The sequence below is a fragment of the Pseudomonas sp. LB3P14 genome (genome assembly GCF_054898045.1).
The window spans coordinates 356,035-373,165 of record NZ_CM142714.1; the positions used below are offsets into that span (position 1 = coordinate 356,035).

12 protein-coding genes are annotated in these 17,131 nt (G+C 61.4%); 6 read left to right on the forward strand and 6 right to left on the reverse strand.

Annotation, left to right across the window (positions count from 1 at the left end; translation table 11 throughout):
* Positions 1–74 precede the first annotated feature (74 nt).
* The 6 genes from ACYZT5_RS01715 (at position 75) to ACYZT5_RS01740 (ending at position 7,669) form a co-directional block, all read left to right on the forward strand.
* Complete coding sequence (locus ACYZT5_RS01715) at positions 75–1,016, forward strand: aliphatic sulfonate ABC transporter substrate-binding protein (protein ID WP_462049500.1); 942 nt, start codon at positions 75–77, stop codon at positions 1,014–1,016.
* 12 nt (positions 1,017–1,028) lie between these two features.
* Positions 1,029–2,354 carry an LLM class flavin-dependent oxidoreductase gene (locus ACYZT5_RS01720; RefSeq protein WP_462049501.1) on the forward strand — a complete coding sequence of 442 codons (1,326 nt, stop codon included), beginning with the start codon at positions 1,029–1,031 and terminating at the stop codon, positions 2,352–2,354.
* A 29-nt stretch (positions 2,355–2,383) separates the two neighbouring features.
* Positions 2,384–3,457: an ABC transporter substrate-binding protein gene (locus ACYZT5_RS01725; protein WP_462049502.1), complete on the forward strand. Its 1,074-nt coding sequence runs from the start codon at positions 2,384–2,386 to the stop codon at positions 3,455–3,457.
* On the forward strand, positions 3,444–4,442 hold the full coding sequence (locus tag ACYZT5_RS01730) for an ABC transporter permease (protein WP_462049503.1): 999 nt from the start codon (positions 3,444–3,446) through the stop codon (positions 4,440–4,442). Before ACYZT5_RS01725 ends, ACYZT5_RS01730 begins: the two co-directional genes overlap by 14 nt.
* Positions 4,436–5,230 carry an ABC transporter ATP-binding protein gene (locus ACYZT5_RS01735; protein ID WP_462049504.1) on the forward strand — a complete coding sequence of 265 codons (795 nt, stop codon included), beginning with the start codon at positions 4,436–4,438 and terminating at the stop codon, positions 5,228–5,230. Before ACYZT5_RS01730 ends, ACYZT5_RS01735 begins: the two co-directional genes overlap by 7 nt.
* Before the next feature lie 168 nt (positions 5,231–5,398).
* Positions 5,399–7,669, forward strand: a complete 2,271-nt coding sequence (locus ACYZT5_RS01740) for a molybdopterin guanine dinucleotide-containing S/N-oxide reductase (protein ID WP_462049505.1) — start codon at positions 5,399–5,401, stop codon at positions 7,667–7,669.
* 58 nt (positions 7,670–7,727) lie between these two features.
* Here ACYZT5_RS01740 and ACYZT5_RS01745 read toward each other — a convergent pair whose 3' ends face one another.
* The 6 genes from ACYZT5_RS01745 to ACYZT5_RS01770 all read right to left on the reverse strand — a co-directional run bounded on the left by ACYZT5_RS01745 (position 7,728) and on the right by ACYZT5_RS01770 (position 17,096).
* The gene (locus ACYZT5_RS01745) at positions 7,728–10,223 is read right to left on the reverse strand and encodes a TonB-dependent receptor plug domain-containing protein (protein WP_462049506.1); all 2,496 of its coding nucleotides are present in this window, start codon (positions 10,221–10,223) and stop codon (positions 7,728–7,730) included.
* Positions 10,224–10,259: 36 nt separating this feature from the next.
* Positions 10,260–10,757: a RidA family protein gene (locus ACYZT5_RS01750; RefSeq protein WP_462049507.1), complete on the reverse strand. Its 498-nt coding sequence runs from the start codon at positions 10,755–10,757 to the stop codon at positions 10,260–10,262.
* A 24-nt stretch (positions 10,758–10,781) separates the two neighbouring features.
* A complete protein-coding gene (locus ACYZT5_RS01755) occupies positions 10,782–12,356 on the reverse strand; it encodes a flavin monoamine oxidase family protein (protein WP_462049508.1) in 1,575 nt (524 codons plus the stop codon).
* A 34-nt stretch (positions 12,357–12,390) separates the two neighbouring features.
* Entirely contained in the window at positions 12,391–14,523 is a 2,133-nt protein-coding gene (locus ACYZT5_RS01760) for a TonB-dependent receptor (protein WP_462049509.1), read from the reverse strand.
* Positions 14,524–14,940: 417 nt separating this feature from the next.
* A complete protein-coding gene (locus ACYZT5_RS01765; RefSeq protein WP_462049510.1) occupies positions 14,941–15,900 on the reverse strand; it encodes a D-isomer specific 2-hydroxyacid dehydrogenase family protein in 960 nt (319 codons plus the stop codon).
* Positions 15,897–17,096 (reverse strand): acyl-CoA dehydrogenase family protein, encoded by a 1,200-nt coding sequence (locus ACYZT5_RS01770; RefSeq protein WP_462049511.1) that lies wholly within the window; start codon positions 17,094–17,096, stop codon positions 15,897–15,899. Before ACYZT5_RS01770 ends, ACYZT5_RS01765 begins: the two co-directional genes overlap by 4 nt.
* Positions 17,097–17,131 lie beyond the last annotated feature (35 nt).

Sequence of the window (17,131 nt, forward strand, 5' to 3'; positions counted from 1 at the left end):
GTTGTCTCAGGAAAGGCACTTTGAAGGCCGCTCTGCGCTCAGTGCGGATTCTCCCACCCATACCAAGGCCTTTCATGAAGTTGAAAAAGCTCATTGTCGCCGCCAGTCTGTTGTTCGCCGCAGCGGGGGCTCATGCACAACAAGCCATCGATATCAGCTACCAGCGTTCCTCGACTTTATGGATTCTGCTCAAGCAGAACGGCCAGCTCGAAGAGCGTCTGAAACCCTTGGGCTTCACCGTCAACTGGCATGAATTCAGCACCGGCCTGCTCAGCTCGCTGAACGCCGGCAGTGTCGATTTGCATGCCGACGTGGCGGATGCCTTCGCGCTGTTCACCCAGGCTGCCGATGCGCCGCTGACCTACTACGCCCGGGAAAATCCGTCGTCCAGCGCCCAGGCGATCATCGTTCAGGACAACTCCCCGATTCATGGCATCGCCGATCTAAAGGGCAAGACTGTCGCGGTCTCCAAAGGCTCGGGCAGTAACTTCCTGCTGATTTCCGCGTTGAAAAAAGCCGGGCTGACCCTCGCAGACATCACCCCGCGTTACCTGGAAGCACCGGATGGCGGGGCTGCATTCGCCAACGGCAGTGTCGATGCATGGGCGATCTGGGACCCGTTCCTGGCGACCCAACAACTGGATCATCACGTGCGCGTGCTGGCCGATGGCAAGGACGGAGTGGCCAACTACAACCGCTTTTACCTGGCGACCACGAAGTTCGCCAACGCGCACCCAGACGTGTTGCAAGTCACCTTCGATACCCTGCGCGAGACCGGGCAGTGGGTCAAAGCGCACCCGCAAGAGGCCGCGAAGATTCTCGGACCGGTGTGGGGCAACATTCCGCCCGCCACGGTTGAGCTGGCAAACACTCGCCGCAGCTACGACATCGTCCCGGTCAAGGTCGATGACCTGGCCGAGCAGCAACGCATCGCCGACACCTATTACGCAGCGAAGCTCACGCCCAAGCCGCTGAAGGTTTCCGACATCGCTGTCTGGACGCCGAAGGCGAAGTAAGGGAGCGTTGCCATGAGTCGTCAAATTCACCTGTCCGCCTTCTTGCTGACCGGGCCGGTCATCCACAGTCACGCGGTGTGGCGTCATCCGCAAACCGTTGGCAATTACCTCGAGCCCGAGTACTACGCGCGTGTCGCCAAAGTGGTAGAGGAGGGGTTGTTCGACTTTCTGTTCTTCGCCGATCGCCTCGCGGTCGGTGACCAGATGGGCGGCTCCCGGGATCTGGCCTTGCGTTATGGCGCCCAGGACGCGACACGCCTGGACCCCTTGCCGATCCTGTCTTACTTGATCGGGCAAACCCGCAAGCTGGGGCTGGGGGCGACCCGTTCCACCACCTATTACGAACCGGCGCATATCGCCCGGGAGTTCGCCACCCTGGATCACCTGTCCAAGGGGCGTGCCGCGTGGAATATCGTCACGTCGATGAACGACAGCGAAGGGCGTCTGTTCGGCAAGGACAAGCACCTGGAGCATGCCCTGCGTTACGACCGCGCCGACGAATTCGTCGAAGTGGCGTTGAAACTGTGGCGCAGTTGGGGGGAGGACGCGCTCAAGCTCGACCGCGAAAGCGGGGTGCTGGCCGATCCGTCGAAGATCCATTCGGTGCAGCACCAAGGCGAGTGGTTCAAGGTCGAAGGGCCGCTGAACATCCCGCGCACGCCTCAGGGGCGACCGGTGCTGATCCAGGCCGGCTCGTCCGGTCGTGGCCGGCGTTTCGGGGCGCGTTGGGCCGAGGCGATCTTCACCATTCACCCGCATTTGAGCGCCATGCGCGCCTTCCGTGACGACGTGCGGGCGCAGGTCGTGCAACAAGGACGCGAGGCCGACAGCTGCAAAGTGCTGACGGCGGTCATGCCGTTTATTGGCGGCACGGAAGCCGAAGCGCGGGCCAAGCGTGACCGGCATAACGCCCTGGCGCGTCCCGAATTGGGGCTGGTCACGCTGGCCTCACAACTGAATGTCGACCTGTCACCGTTTCCGTTATCGGCGACGCTGGCCGAGATCGCCCAATCGCCGCTGATCCATCCTGCGGCCGCCGAAAAGCTGCTGATGCAAGGCGCCGATACCACGCTGGAGCAACTGGGGCGGATTTTCGCCAGCAGCGTTCGCGTGCCGCAGCTGGTGGGCACCGGCGCGCAAATCGCCGATCAACTGGCCGAGCTGTTCCTGGGCGAAGGCTGCGACGGTTTCGTGATTTCGCCGGGTTACCTGCCGGGGTCGTTCAGCGAATTCGTCGAAAGCGTGATCCCCCATTTGCAACGCAAAGGCTTGTTTCGCCGCGCTTACGAAGGCTCGACCTTGCGTGAGCACTTGGGGCTCGGCGAGCTAAAGGACTGAACACCTCTACCCACCAAAGGGATACTTGAATGGCTGTTTTCGATCGATTGACCCGTCGTCACCTGCTGGGTCTGGCCAGCGTCGCCCTGGCGAGCCCGCTGCTGATGTCGTTGCCGCGCTCCAGTTGGGCGACCGATGAACACGCCGGACATGCTGTCGATGGCGCCAGCGAGCCCACAGGCGCGGGCGACTTCATCCGCCTGGACACACCGCGCGCGCTGAAACTGGCGGTCAACCTTAATGCGGTTTGCCTGGCGCCGGTGGTCATCGCCCATGGACAAGGCTTCTTCAAGAAACACAACCTCGATGTCGAGCTGGTCAACTTTGGTAACTCCACCGAAGTGTTGCTCGAAGCCATCGCCACGGGTAAGGCCGATGCCGGCGTCGGCATGGCATTGCGTTGGCTCAAGGCTCTGGAGCAGGGCTTCGACGTCAAGCTCACCGCCGGTACTCACGGCGGTTGCCTGCGCTTGCTCAGTGCGGTCAATGGCAACGTGCTCAAACTCGAAGACCTCAAAGGCAAAACCATCGGCGTCACCGACATGGCCAGCCCGGACCGTAATTTCTTTTCGATCCTGCTGAAAAAGCACGGTATCGATCCGGTGCGTGATGTGGACTGGCGGCTGTACCCGGCCGACCTGTTGGGCACCGCGCTGGAGCGCGGCGAAGTCCAGGCGGTCAGCGGCAGTGACCCCTTCATGTACCGCCTGATCAAGTCCGGCAAAGCCCAGGAGTTGTCCACCAATTTGGTCGAAGAGTACGCCAACCTCAGCTGCTGCGTCGTCGGCGTCACCGGCAAACTGGTGCGTGAGGAAAAACGCGTGGCGGCGGTCCTGACCCAGGCGATTCTCGAGGCCCACGATTACTCGGTGAAAAATCCCCAGGCCGTGGCCAAGGGCTTCCAGGCCTATGCGCTGAATACCTCGACCGAAGAAGTCGAGGCGATCCTGCACGACCATACCCACGGCCATCACGCCGTCGGGGCACTGCTGACCAAGGAAATCACCACCTACGTCACCGACCTGCAAACCGTGGAAGTCATTCGCCAGAGCACCAACGCCGGCGAGTTCGCCAAGGAGATCACTGCCGATGTCTTCAGCTGAGGTTTCGACACTGGCCGCGCCGGCGACGCAGCGGGCGCTCAAGCGTTGGCGACAAGGCGCGGTGGCGGTGACGGCATGGGTGGCGGTCGCGCTGTTGATCAGCTATTGGCCCAATGCCATGCGCCTTTGGCCGATGACCCAGGGCCTGGCGAATCTGTGCCTGGCCGTGGCGACATTGATTGGACTGCTGGGCATCGTCGGGCACTGGTCGGCGAAGGTCGCCACGCGTATTCGTGCCGCGGGCGCCTGGTTGATCGCGTTGCCGATTCTGTTGGCGATCTGGGAACTGCTCACCGCCAAGCTGGGCCTGCTGCCGGTGCCGTTCTTCGCACCGCCGCAAGCGTTGCTCGCGGTATACGTTGAAGACTGGCCGCGCCTGGCTGACAGCTTGCTGCATTCGGCACTGTTGCTGGGGACGGGTGTGGCGCTGGGTGCAGCGACTGGTTTTGTGGCCGGGGTGGCCATCGGTTGGTCGAGCAGTATCGGCTACTGGCTGCACCCGGTCTTGCGCATTCTCGGGCCTGTGCCCTCGACCGCATTGTTGCCGCTGTGCTTCTTTCTGTTTCCCACCAGTTGGAGTGCCAGCGTGTTCTTGATCGCCCTGGCGACCTGGTTTCCAGTCACGGTGCTGACGTGGTCGGGCGTTGCCAGCGTCGATAAAGCCTATTACGACGTGGCGCGGACTTTGGGCGCGAAGCAGGGCTTTCTGATTTTCAAAGTGGCAATCCCGGCGGCGTTGCCTCACGTATTCGTCGGTTTGTTCATGGGGCTGGGCGCCTCGTTCTCGACCTTGGTGGTCGCGGAAATGATGGGCGTCAAATCCGGCATCGGCTGGTACCTGCAATGGGCCCAGGGTTGGGCGGCCTACGCCAATATGTACGCGGCGTTGTTGATCATGGCTCTGGCCTGCTCGGGGTTGATCTCCGCGCTGTTCCTGATTCGTGACCGGCTGTTGGCCTGGCAGAAAGGAGCGATGAAATGGTAGCGCAGGCACACACATCGACCGCCCCGGTTTCAGCGGGGCTGGCGTTGCGCATTAACAAATTGAGTCACGGTTTTGCCCTGGACGGTCAGCGCTTGCCGGTTCTGGAGCGGGTTTCCCTCGACGTGGCACCCGGTGAATTCGTCGCGTTGCTCGGGCCTTCGGGCTGCGGCAAGTCCACGCTGTTGCGACTGGTGGCAGGGCTGGAACCGGCCGACTCCGGTACGGTGCTGGCCGATGGTGCACCGATTACCGGGCCCGACCCGAGTCGGGTTGTGGTGTTTCAGGACCCGACGCTCTACCCGTGGCGGCGCGTGTGGGACAACGTCGCCCTTGGACTTGAGGCCCAAGGCCTGCTCAAAACCCATTCCGCCAAGGTCGATGCAGCACTGGATAAGGTGGGTCTGCGACAATTCGCTCGCGCGTATCCGCGGCAGTTATCAGGTGGCATGGCGCAACGCGTCGCGTTGGCCCGAGCGCTGGTCAACGAACCCCGGCTGCTGATTCTCGACGAGCCGTTGGGCAAGCTGGATTCGCTGACCCGCATCACCATGCAAAAGGAACTGATCGATCTGTGGCAGCGCCAGGGCTACACCGCGCTGCTGGTGACCCATGATGTTGAAGAAGCCTTGCTGCTGGCCAATCGGGTGATCGTGTTCAGCGACCGGCCGGCGGCGATCAAGGCACAACTGACCATCGAGCGACCTTATCCGCGTCATCGCGACGATCCTTATCTGGTGGACTTGCGACGACAGATCATGGGCTTGCTCGGGTTGGGGGAGAGCTGGTAATCATTGGTTGAACGAACACTGTTTGCCAAACAACGAAGTACCCGTGTGGGAGCGAGCCTGCTCGCGAAGACTGGGTGTCAGGCACTATAGGTATCGACTGACACACCGCCTTCGCGAGCAGGCTCGCTCCCACAAGGGGGCCCACATTCCATAGGAATACATCGCACCATGAGTTTCACTTCGTTGCATTGGGGGGCGTATCGCCCGCAGGTCGTCGACGGAAAACTGCACGCCATGGTCCCGGTGGAGTGGGACCCGGATCCGTCGCCCATCGGTGCTTCTATTCCCGAAGCCATTACATCACCGACGCGGATCATGCGGCCGGCTGTGCGCCGCAGTTATCTCGCCGAACCCGGCGCCCACCCCGAGCTGCGCGGACAGGAACCTTTCGTCGAAGTGTCGTGGGACGTTGCGCTGGACCTGGTCGCCAGAGAACTGAAGCGGGTCAAGTCTGAACATGGCAATCAGGCCATTTTCGGCGGTAGCTACGGCTGGGGCAGTGCCGGGCGCTTCCATCATGCGCAAAGTCAGTTGCACCGCTTCCTCAATCTGTTCGGCGGCTATGTGTTCAGCATGGACAGCTACAGCCTTGGCGCCGGACGGGTGTTGATGCCGCACATCGTCGGCAATATGGATTGGCTGCTGGCCGCGCACACCTCATGGAAAAACCTGGCGCAGCATTGCGAGTTGTTCGTTGCCTTCGGCGGCCTGCCGGCAAAAAACGCCCAGACCAGCCCCGGCGGCGCCAGCGAGCATCTGTTGTCCCGCGCGCTGGAAGACATGTCCGAGGCCGGCGTGCAGTTCGTCAACGTCAGTCCCTTGCGCGACGATCTGTCCGGGCCGAAAAACAATCAATGGTTGCCGGTTCGCCCCGGCAGTGACACCGCGCTGATGATGGCGTTGTCCTACGTGCTGGTCAGCGAAGGTTTGCACAACGAGGCCTTCGTGCAGCGCTACACGGTCGGCTATGAGCGGTTTCGCGAGTATTTGCTCGGGCATGCCGACGGCCAGCCCAAAGACCCGTTGTGGGCGCAGGCACTGACGGACATTCCGGCGCAGCAAATCATCGAACTGGCGCGGCGCATGGCCAGCCAACGCACGATGATCAACATTGCCTATTCCCTGCAGCGTTCGGTGCACGGCGAACAGCCATTCTGGATGACCGTGACCCTGGCCGCGCTGCTCGGGCAGATCGGCCTGCCGGGGGGTGGCTTCGGCCTCGGTTATGGCTGCATGAACAACACCGGCAGCGGTCGCAAAGCGTTTTCCGGGCCGCGCTTTTCTCAAGGGATCAATCCGGTCAAGGATTTCATTCCGGTGGCGCGGGTGACCGACATGTTGCTCAACCCCGGCGCGCCGTTCGACTACAACGGCAAGCAACTGCATTACCCAGACATACGCCTGGTCTATTGGGCGGGGGGCAACATCTTCCATCATCATCAGGACCTCAACCGTTTACTGGACGCCTGGAAGCGCCCGGAAACCATCGTTGTTCATGAGCAGTTCTGGACGGCCCAGGCCAAGTACTCGGACATCGTGCTACCGGCGACGACGGCCCTGGAACGCAACGATATCGGCAGCTCCGCCTCGGACCGCTTCATGATCGCCATGCAACAGGCGATCGAGCCGGTGGGTGAATCCCGGGACGATTATTCGATCTTCGCGGATGTCTCCGAGCGCCTGGGTTTCGGCCAGGCCTTCACCGAAGGTCGCGACGCTGAGGCATGGCTGCGCTTTACCTATGACGAGTCCCGGGGCAGGGCGCAGGATCATGGGATCGAGCTGCCGGACTACGACACGTTCTGGCGAGAGGGGCTGTTCGAGATCGATTATCCGGAAATCGATACCGTATTGCTCAAATCCTTCCGTGACGACCCGGACGCGAATCCCCTGCCAACACCTTCGGGACGAATCGAAATCTTTTCCGAACGCATCGCCGGTTTTGGTTACGCCGATTGCCCCGGTCATCCTGTGTGGCTGGACAAACCGGTGGCGCAGTTCCCGTTGCAGCTGCTATCGAATCAACCGAAAACCCGCCTGCACAGTCAATACGATCACGGCGCGTACAGCCGCTCCTCGAAGATCCAGCAGCGTGAACCGCTGACCCTCAACACCGAGGATGCGCGCGCTCGGGGCCTTGTCGATGGCGACGTGGTCAAGGTGTTCAACGAGCGTGGCGCCTTTCTGGCCGGGGTGATCGTCTCGGAGGCGATTCGCCCCGGTGTGGTGCAAATCGCCACCGGGGCCTGGTTCGATCCGTTGCAGCATGGCGAGCGAAACAGCCTGGAAAAGCATGGCAATCCCAACATGATCACGGCCGATATCGGCGCTTCGAGTCTGTCCCAGGGCTGCTCGGCGCAAACCGCCTCGGTCCAGATCGTGAAGTGGGATCAAGCATTGCCGCCCGTCACGGCGTTTGAGCCGCCGTTGATGGTTTGATGATCGACATCGGGGTAAGCCAGGGGGCTGCAAGCTGTACGTTGCCCCCTCGCTGCCATCAGAACGCGTACTGCAAGCGGGTGTAGTAGTAACCGCCGGTGAAGCCGAACGGCGAAAAACTGCCCCAGTTATCGCCGAACGAGGAGTTGGGCACGCCGATGTGGTCAGGGTATTTGTCGAACAGGTTCTGTGCCCCGACGGCGACGGTCAACTGTTTGGTAAGCGCATACGCCACGTCGAGATCGGTGATCCACTTGGCCGAATAGGAACGGTCCAGACTCGGATCGCTTGAGCTGTTGACCTCGGTATAGGTGCCATAACGGATCAATCGCAGGTTGACGTCGAAGTCGTGGATCGCCCAGTCGGCGGAGAAGATCATTTTGCTGCTGGGTGAGGTTTTGGTGATCAGCGCTCGGGACTGGCGGCCGAGCAATTGAAAGTTGCTGCCCAGGGCCGTGAGTTGCGACGGGGTTTCGTTGACGCTGAGGATTTGCGTGTGGTTGTAGTTCAGCGCCGCGGTCCATCGCACCGAGCCGAACTGGTTCAGGTTCTGCCGGTAGTTACCGACCACATCGACCCCAGAGGTACGGGTGTTGGCGCCATTGGTGAAGTACTGCGCCCCGGCGGTGGCGGGCACGCCGATGCTGTCGAGCAGGGCGGCGACGCCCGGACCCTGGAAGCGTTCGCTGAGTACCAGGCGGTCGCGCAGGTTGATCACGTAGCCATCGACGGTCAGGCTCAGGTCTTCGCTGGGTGTTAACGCGAAACCGAGGCTGAAGTTGGTCGAGCGTTCCGGTTTCAACGCGCTGGCCCCGAGTGCCTGGGCGCCCGCCGAGTCCACCGGCAGGATCACGTAGTTATAGGACTGGTAGACGCCATTGATGGTGTCGAACCCCGTCGAGCGTGCGGTGAAGATCTCGTTGGCCAACGACGGCGCGCGAAAGCCATTGCTGATGGTGCCGCGAATCGAGAACACCGGGTTGAATTTGTAGCGGGTGCTGAGCTTGCCGCTGCGAGTACCGCCGACGCCTTCGTTGTAATGCTCGTAGCGCGCCGCGACGCCGAGGTACCACTGCTCGACGGGGTAGAAGCCGAGGTCGATGTAGCTGGCGACGCTGTTACGACTGATCTTCTGCGCATCGTCCGGGGTAATACCGTTGGTGACCTGAGCGCCCGGATCGGGGCGTTGCCCGGCACGCGGATGGCCAGCCGGGAACACGTAGCCACCGTCGATATAAGAAGCTTCGGAACCCGCGCGTGTCTCGTAGCTTTCACGCCGATGCTCGAAGCCGAAAGCGACATCCAATGGCTTGGCCAGCCCGATCTCGTAGCTGTTTTTCAGGTCCAGGTTGCTGGTGAGCTGGTCAGCGATGTAAATGCCGGAGGTGAATTTGTTGGGCGTGTTTTCGCCCAGTGACGGGTTCTGATTGTCGTAGGTTCGTTGCTTGGCGTAGTTGCGCCCGTACGTGCTGCTCAGGTCCCAGGCCCAACCGCCGATGCCGATGTTGTCGCCCTTGGCCCCGAACGCGGACTGGAAGTCGGTTTCATTGACCAGCCAGTAAGGGCTGTAACCGTCGGGAAAACCATTGGGGCCGGTGGTGATGGTGTTGCGCCCGCTCGGTAGACGGAAGTTCTGGCCGTCGTTGTTCTCGCGCGTGGCCACGGTCGAAAACGAGTAGAGCGTTACGGCATCGTTCAGTGGCAGGTCGAGGTTGTAGGCGGCATCTGCCAGTTGGCTGCGGGGCAGGCCATAGCCTTTGTAGGTGTGATGGCTGGCGTCGGCCTCACGCGGGTCGGGTGAGCCATCGGCCAGTGGATAGTAGTGCGAGCGGTAGCCGTTGCTGCCGGCCTTGTTGTCGCGCTCCTGATAGCGAGTGTCGAGCGAGACATTGAGCACACCGGCTTCGCCGACTTCAAAACCATAGTTGAGCGCTTCTTGCCCGGTGCCGCGTTTGCCGTCGTAGCCCTGGCCGAGGGTCGTATCGGAACTGCCGCCGGTGGTCTGCTTGAGGATGATGTTGATCACCCCGGAGATGGCATCCGAGCCATATTGAGCGGCCGCACCATCGCGCAGCACCTCGATGTGATCGATGGACGCCACCGGAATCAGGTCAAGGTCGCTGGGCGCCGCGCCGCTGTTGATCCCGTTGATATTCAACGTGGCGCTGGTATGCCGACGCTTGCCGTTGACCAGTACCAGCACATGGGAGGCAGTCAGCCCGCGCAGAGTGGCCGATCGCACCACACCGCTGGCATCCCAACCCGCGCGGTCGGGCAAGTTGAAGGAGGGGATGAATTTGCTCAGCGCCTCCAACAGGCTCGGTTTGCCGACCGAGCGCAGTTGTTCGCCGGTCACCACGTCGATGGGTGTCGGGCTAGTGGTGACGGTGCGTTGCTCAGTACCACGGTTGCCCGTGACGACCACGGTATTAAGGGTAGGTGAGCTGGTTTCGGCGGCGTCGGTGTTGAACGAGGCGAGGCCGCAGGCAATCGACAGTGGCAGTAATAATGGGCGGTACGTCGGCGCTGTTCGGCGCTCCTGGCAGTTGAACATAAACGTGAAGCTCCTGAATGGCGGGTGATGTCCGTGTCACTTCTTGCGAGCGGCGACGGCTTCGATTTCGACCAGACCGCCGGGCAGCGGCAGGGCCACCACCTGAATGGCGGTGCGTGCTGGTTTGTTCGGTTGCGCGGCGCTGCCGAAGAACGGCGTATAGCCTTCTTGCAGTCCGGCGAAATCGAGCTTGCCGCCTTTGGCCGGATCACCCACCAGGAACACCCGCAGTTGCACCACATCGCCGAGGTCCAGACCTTGACCCTGCAAGACCCCTTTGAGTTTGTTGAGGATCGAGGTGGTCTGGGTCGCGGTATCGCCATAGGCCGCAAAGGAATCCTTTGGGGCTTTCGGGTCGTGCAGGTCGGCGAGCAGGCCGCTGACGAACAGCAGGTCGGTTTGCGCTGGCACTGACACCGCCAGCGAAATCGGGAAGTTGGAATTGGGCAGGGCGATGCGTTTGATCTCGTCGGCCTGGCTGCTGAGGGCGGTCGCGGTCATGAGGAGTCCTGTGAGCAAAGTAATGGCTTTCATCGTTCAGTCCTTTGTTGAAAATAGTCAGGCAGCAACGCCCTGTTGCTTGCGTTCAGCATGTCGGCCGATCAGCGACACGATGCGCCGTGCCGAATCGGCGGCGCTGTTCTGCCAGATGCCGACGCCGCCGTGGGCGAGGGCGTCGCTGGCCAGATACGTGCGGCCTTGAGGTTCGTTGAGGAGCTGATAGGCGCTTTCGCCCACCTCGTCGTTGACGATCCATGGGCCTTTGCTGAAGGGCACCTTGGCCCAGTTGATCGCCACCGGTTTTTGCAACTTGGCGCTGTGGCCGGGGTGCAGCAGTTCCACGGCTTGCCGGGAGGAGGCGAACTGTTCGGCGAGGGGTTTTTTGCTGAAGGCCTGGGCTGATTCGCTGGTGTTGTACGCGGCAACCAAAATGCCCTGGGCACTGTTCAGTCGATCGCTGGGGTACCACAAGCCTTTGACTTCATGGTCCAGGTAAGAGAGCCCGCCGTAGATGTTGAAGTCGGTCTCCCAGAATCGCGGCGACTGCCAGGCAACCTTGTTCGCCTGATCACTTTGCGCGCTGAGAATCGCTTGCTTGAAAGGCGCACTGAAGTTGCTCGGCAGCTTGGCCAGCAACGGCAGGGGCACCGTGACGATGGCGTAATCGGCATTCAGGACCTGGGTGGTGCCGGTCTTGCGATCCCGGTAGGTGATGCGACTGCCTTGTTCCGAGGTCTGGATGTCGCTGACTTCAGCGTTGAAGCGCACCGCGTCCTTGAGCTTTTCGTAGAACGCATAGGGAATCCGGTCCATGCCGCCGACCGGTTGGAACATGGTCGATGAGAACTCGGGGATTTCATCGAACACCAGCGCACCCCAGAGCTTGGGATTGAGCAGGGTTTGCAGCTCCAGCGGCGCGCGGGTGATGCCGGTTTGATCACCGGCACCGGGCACACGGTCGTAACCCGAGCGCACCGAGCCCTTGTATTTGAAGTCGACGTTGAGGTCGCCATAGACCTTGAGGAAATTCAACAGCGCCTGGCGGTCTTCGACGCTCAAATCCTGGTCCAGGGCTTTGCGGCTGACGGTACGCGCCAGCAGTTCGGACAACTGCCCGCGGGTGTCGTTGACGGCCTGGCGCAACTGGAAGGCCGGTTTTTTCGGGTCCGGCAAGGCCAGTGCGTTACGACTGCTGTTGACCAGCACTTGCAGCTCTACGCCCAACTCGCGGCAGTAACCGAGGATCGTCTGGTGGTGGCTTGGAATGCGTGCGGGACCGGCGTTGAAAAAATGCCCATCGTCGAAGTCGACGGTCTGGCTGACGCCATCGTCGAAATCGATTTTGGTCCCGCGACGTAACGTCCAGTTGCGCCCGCCGACTCGCTCGCGGGCTTCGAGGATGGTCACGGTAAAGCCAGCCTTGCGCAGTTCATAAGCACTGACCAGCCCGGAAATACCGGCGCCGACCACCACCACGTGCTTGCCTTTGCCACTGCTGCCCAGTTGCAAAGGGTTGAAAGTTGCCGCCACCGCCTGAGGCGTGAGCCCCAGCGCGCCGAGGGCGCCGACAGCGGCGGAATAGCCACCGACGGCGGCAATACGGGAAATCAGTTCCCTGCGGGTAAAAGCCATAGTGATGCTCCTTGGCATGCTTGCCTGTATGGGGTTAAAGGTCGTAGCGCACGGACAACAAGACGGTTCGTGGGTCGTTGATCGAGTAGTAACGGGCGCCGCTGGAAGGTACGAAGCCGACCGATTGCGGGTACGCGCGGTCGAGCAGGTTTTTCACCGCGAGGGTGGTGGTCCAGTGGCCGTCGCTGGAGATGTAGCGGGTGTTGGCGTTCCAGAAGGTCTGCTTGGGGATTTCCTGTATGTCGTCGTTCAGCGCGTTGGCGAAGGACTTGGTCTGGAACTGGGCATCAGTGCCGGCAAGCCAGGTGCCGGGCAATCCGGCCGGGATCGTGTAGTTGAGGCCGACGCTGGCGTTCCAGCGTGGTGAGAACACCAACTGTTTGCCGTTGGCATCGACGCCGGCACCGCCGGCATTCTCGAAGTCGTCGTACTGGCTTTGCAGGTAACCGACGTTGGCGGTCAATTGCAGGTCGCGAGTCAGCGCGGTCAGGGTTTCCAGTTCGACACCGTAGGTGTGCGCCTGGCCGACGTTGGTCCGCAGGCTGACGCCCAGCGCCGGGTCGTAGGCGTTGGTCTGCAAGTCCTTGTAGTCGTTGTAGAACAGCGCGAGGTTGGCGCGCAGGCGTTGGTCGAAGAAGTCGCCCTTGAAGCCGGTTTCCCAGGTGGTCACGTCTTCTGGCGAGAACGCCTGTTCGGCGGCAGCCTGGGTCGGCGCGCGGTTGTCGAAGCCGCCAGCCTTGAACCCTTTGGCCACGTAGGCGTACTGATTCAGGTGCGGCGTCCAAGCGTATTCGAAGCCGAGTTTCGGGCTGGTGGACTGCCAGGACTTACTCGACTCAGCGGTGAAGTTGGTCCCGGTGATCTGCCGGTTGGTGTTGATGGCGTAGTTGGTGTAGTCGAAGTTCTTGTGCTCGCGGGTAAAACGCAGCCCGGCGATCAGCGACAACTGCGGCGTGATCTTGTAACTGCCCTGGCCATACAGCGCGTAACTTTCGGTGTTGGTTGTGCTGTATTGGCCTTGTCCGATCACCCGGTTGCGCGCAACGGAGAAGGTGAGGTTGTCGCGGTCGGCTTCGAACTTTTCGCGGTACAGGTACAGGCCGGTACTGAAGCTGAACTTGTCGTAGTCGCCGTTGAGCTGGAATTCCTGGGTGGCGTAGTCCTGCTTGTAGGTGATCAGGTTGTTCTGAATCAGCGCCGCCTGGCCCGAGTTGTCATAGTCCACCGGCTGGTTGAACGCCGAATAGGCGGTCACCGATTTGAAGTTCAGGTGGTCATCGATGGCGTAGATGGCGCGCAGCACCGAGCTGCCCTGATCGAGGCGGTTCTTCGGGTTGAGGCTGCTGTAACTCTTGAATTTGTCGAAGCGGCCGTTGGCGTCGAACGGTGTGTAGCTGGTGGTATCGCCACGGTCGAAGGTGCCGGCCAGCGTCAGTTGCACATCCCACGGCGAATCGATGGGATTGAAGCGCAGCTTGCCGCGGTAGGACTGGATGTCGACGTTGTTCACATCCGTGCCGCGTGTCGGGTCCGAGACAGTGCCGTCACGGGTCAGGCGAATCGCCGAAAAACTGCCGAACAACGCGTTGTCCACCAGCGGGCCGCTGATCAGCAGGCGCCCGTTCTGGGCGTTGTAGTCGCCGGCACCGAGTTCGAAGAAACCACGGGTTTCCTGGGTTGGATCGCGGGTGATCACGCGGATCGCGCCGGCGCTGCTGTTACGTCCGTACAGCGTGCCTTGGGGACCGCGTAGGACTTCGACACGCTCGACGTCGTTGAAGTCGAGCATCGAGGAAATGGCTCGCGGGATGTACAGGTCATCGGCGTACACCGCGACGGCCGACTCCTGGATCGGGTCGGTCTCACCGATGCCACGAATCCCGTAGGTCTGGGCGCTGTAGGAGATCGACTGGCGGCTGAGCGTCAGGTTCGGCACTTGCCCGGAGAGGTCGCGAATGCTTTTGATCTGCTTGTCTTCAAGGGCTTTTTCGTCGAACGCGGAAATCGCTAGCGGGGTCTTTTGCAAGTCTTCGCTGTGGTGTTCGGCGGTGACGGTCACAACAGGCAGGGCACCATCCATGGTGTTTTCTTCGGCATGGGCCGACAAGCCGAACAGCGCCAGCGACACGGCCAGCGTCAGATGACTTGAACGCAAAGTGTTGTGCATGGTGAACCCCAGGTGTGTAAGTGCAGCGTTGGCGTCGTTATGTTTTTTTAGGCAAAGCGTTGCCAGGGCCATGGTTCGAAAGCCATGGCGGGGGCGGCTTGAGCCGGGTTTCAGATTTGGATGTGGCGATTGACCGTGGGGTGGTGTCGGCCGGAAAACGTGCAGTTCCGTGGGCCTCCACCTGGTCAGGGGTCGGTGATGGTTGTAACAATATTTGTATAATACGGCGCTGTAAAAGTCCGAATAGTTATAAGGTAATTATAAAAAATAGACATTAAGTGTGCGGTAGAAATGCGTAATTCTGATGTTGTTGTGGGGCTGTCAAAACGCATTCGCGGGCAAGCCTCGCTCCTACAGGTGAAATGCATTCCCCTGTAGGAGCGAGGCTTGCCCGCGAAGACGGTGGATCGGCTGGAATCAATACCCGCGTTGCACGTTCGCCTGATTCTCCAACGCCAGGCCATTGAGAAAGCGTTCCAGATTGGCCAGGAAACCGTCGGCAATTTCGTGGCGGCTGTTGCTGGAGATCGCCGAGGTATGGGGCGAAAGACGCACCCGCGGGTGAGCATAGAGCGGATGCCCGTCCGGTAGCGGTTCGGGCTCGGTGACGTCCAGCGAGGCGAGGCCGATGTGTCCGGTTTCCAGCGCTTCAAGCAGGGCGCCATGGTCGAGCAAACCACCACGGGCGATGTTGATCAGGTGCAGGCCGGGTTTGGCGCTGGCGAGCACGGCACTGTCGACGATGTGCCGGGTCGAGTCGGTCAAGGGCGCGGCCAGCACCAGGTGATCGGCGCGGGCGAACAGGTCATGGATATCCCGCGCCGCTTCCACTCCCTCAACGTCGAACGGCGTCTGACTCTGACGCAACGCCAGTACGTTGATGCCCAAGGCGTGAGCCTTACTCGCCAGGCTACGACCGATGGCACCGAAACCGAGAATCCCCAGAGTCGTGCCCTTGAGCGGCGTCAGCGCGGTGAAATTCCATTGCGAGTCATGCACCCAGATGTCTGGCAGACGCTTGGCGGCGGCGAAAATCGCGGCCAGTGCGAATTCGGCGATGTTCTCGGCGGCGCTGCCGCGTGAAGTGCTCACCGGCGGGCCGTTGAACAACCATTTTGGGTAGAAGTCGATACCCGAAGACACCACTTGAATCCACTGCAAACCATAGGGCCAACCCGGTGGCGGCGTGTCCGGCGCCTGATAACCCCGCACATTGATCGGCCGCGCCAGCAGTATTGCGACTTCCGTCGGCAGGTCGCTCGGCACCCCCGACGGCACGCCGATCACGCGTGCTCCAGGATGGGTTTGGGCGAGGCGTTGGCGGATCACTTCGTTGAAGTCTTCATCCAGTTGGCTGGCGATAACAAGCTGGCTCATGGGCGTTCCCCAAATTGGAATGCAGACTGGCGCTGGGCGAAGACTGCTTTGCCGACGCCTTGCAAAACAGCGTCGTTCTGTGGGGTGTGAACGCGACTGCACAGCACGTCGCGGTAATGCCGTTGCAGCGGGTTATTGCGTGACAGACCGGGATTGCCGGACGCCTCGATAGCCAACTCGACGGCGCGAATGGCGTTGCCGGTCACCAGGTATTTGAGTTGTGCCGCGTTAGCCGTGGGTGTGTGACCTTCAGCTGCGGCGTCAAGCAGGCTGCGATTGGCGAAGAGCAGGGTGTCGATGTGGCCGACGGTTTCCTGAAAGCGTGGCAGGGTCGATAACGCCGCACCGAGGTTGGACGGCTTGCGTGTTTCCAGCCAGCCCACCAGCCAGTCGCGTGCGGCTTGGGCGACGCCGTCGTAGACCGATGACAGCAACACCGACATCCACAGAAACCCGTCGCCATCGAGTTCGGGTTGCGGGGCGCTCCAGCGGCTGACGCTGACGGCGTGCTCCAGCGGCACCAGCACATTATCGAACCCCACCTCATGGCTGCAGGTGGCGCGCATGCCCAGATGGTCCCAATCTTCGATGATGCTGATGCCTGGCGTGTCCTTGTGCACCAGCCAGGCGCCGACCAGAGGGTCTTCATCATTGCTGCGTGCCCAGACGCTGAACCAGGACAGACCATGGCTGCCGGTAGAGTAAATTTTTCTGCCACTGATTCGCCAACCCGCAGCGGTGCGCCTGGCGATGGTTGCCGGCAGACCGCCGCGTGCGGGGGTGCCAAGATCGGGCTCGACGCGCAACGCGTTGATCAACGCGCCATTCTCGACGGCGTCCCGAGCCACCTGCAGTCGCAGTGTTTCAGGCCAGTTCCGGCTGTCTTGCAGGCGTGAGTGCTGGAGGTATTGCATCACCAGGATCAAGGCTGTCGAGGGTTCGCCCTTGGCGATAGCGCTGATGGCCTTGCGCGCTTGAGCGAGGTTCGCGCCGCCACCGCCGAGGGGTTTTGGCACCGTCAACGCGACCAGGCCGTGCTCATGCAGCAGTTTGAAATTGTCATGCGGGAAGGCGCCGCTTTCGTCATACAGGTGTGCAGTGGCGGCCAGCTGCGCGCCGATGCTTTCGAGCAGTGCTTCGAATTGGGCCACTTCGACGGATCGCAGTGGTGGAGCATGTTGAGAAGAAAGACTCATGGTGAATTCACTCGATCAAAAAAGGTAGGCGTCGG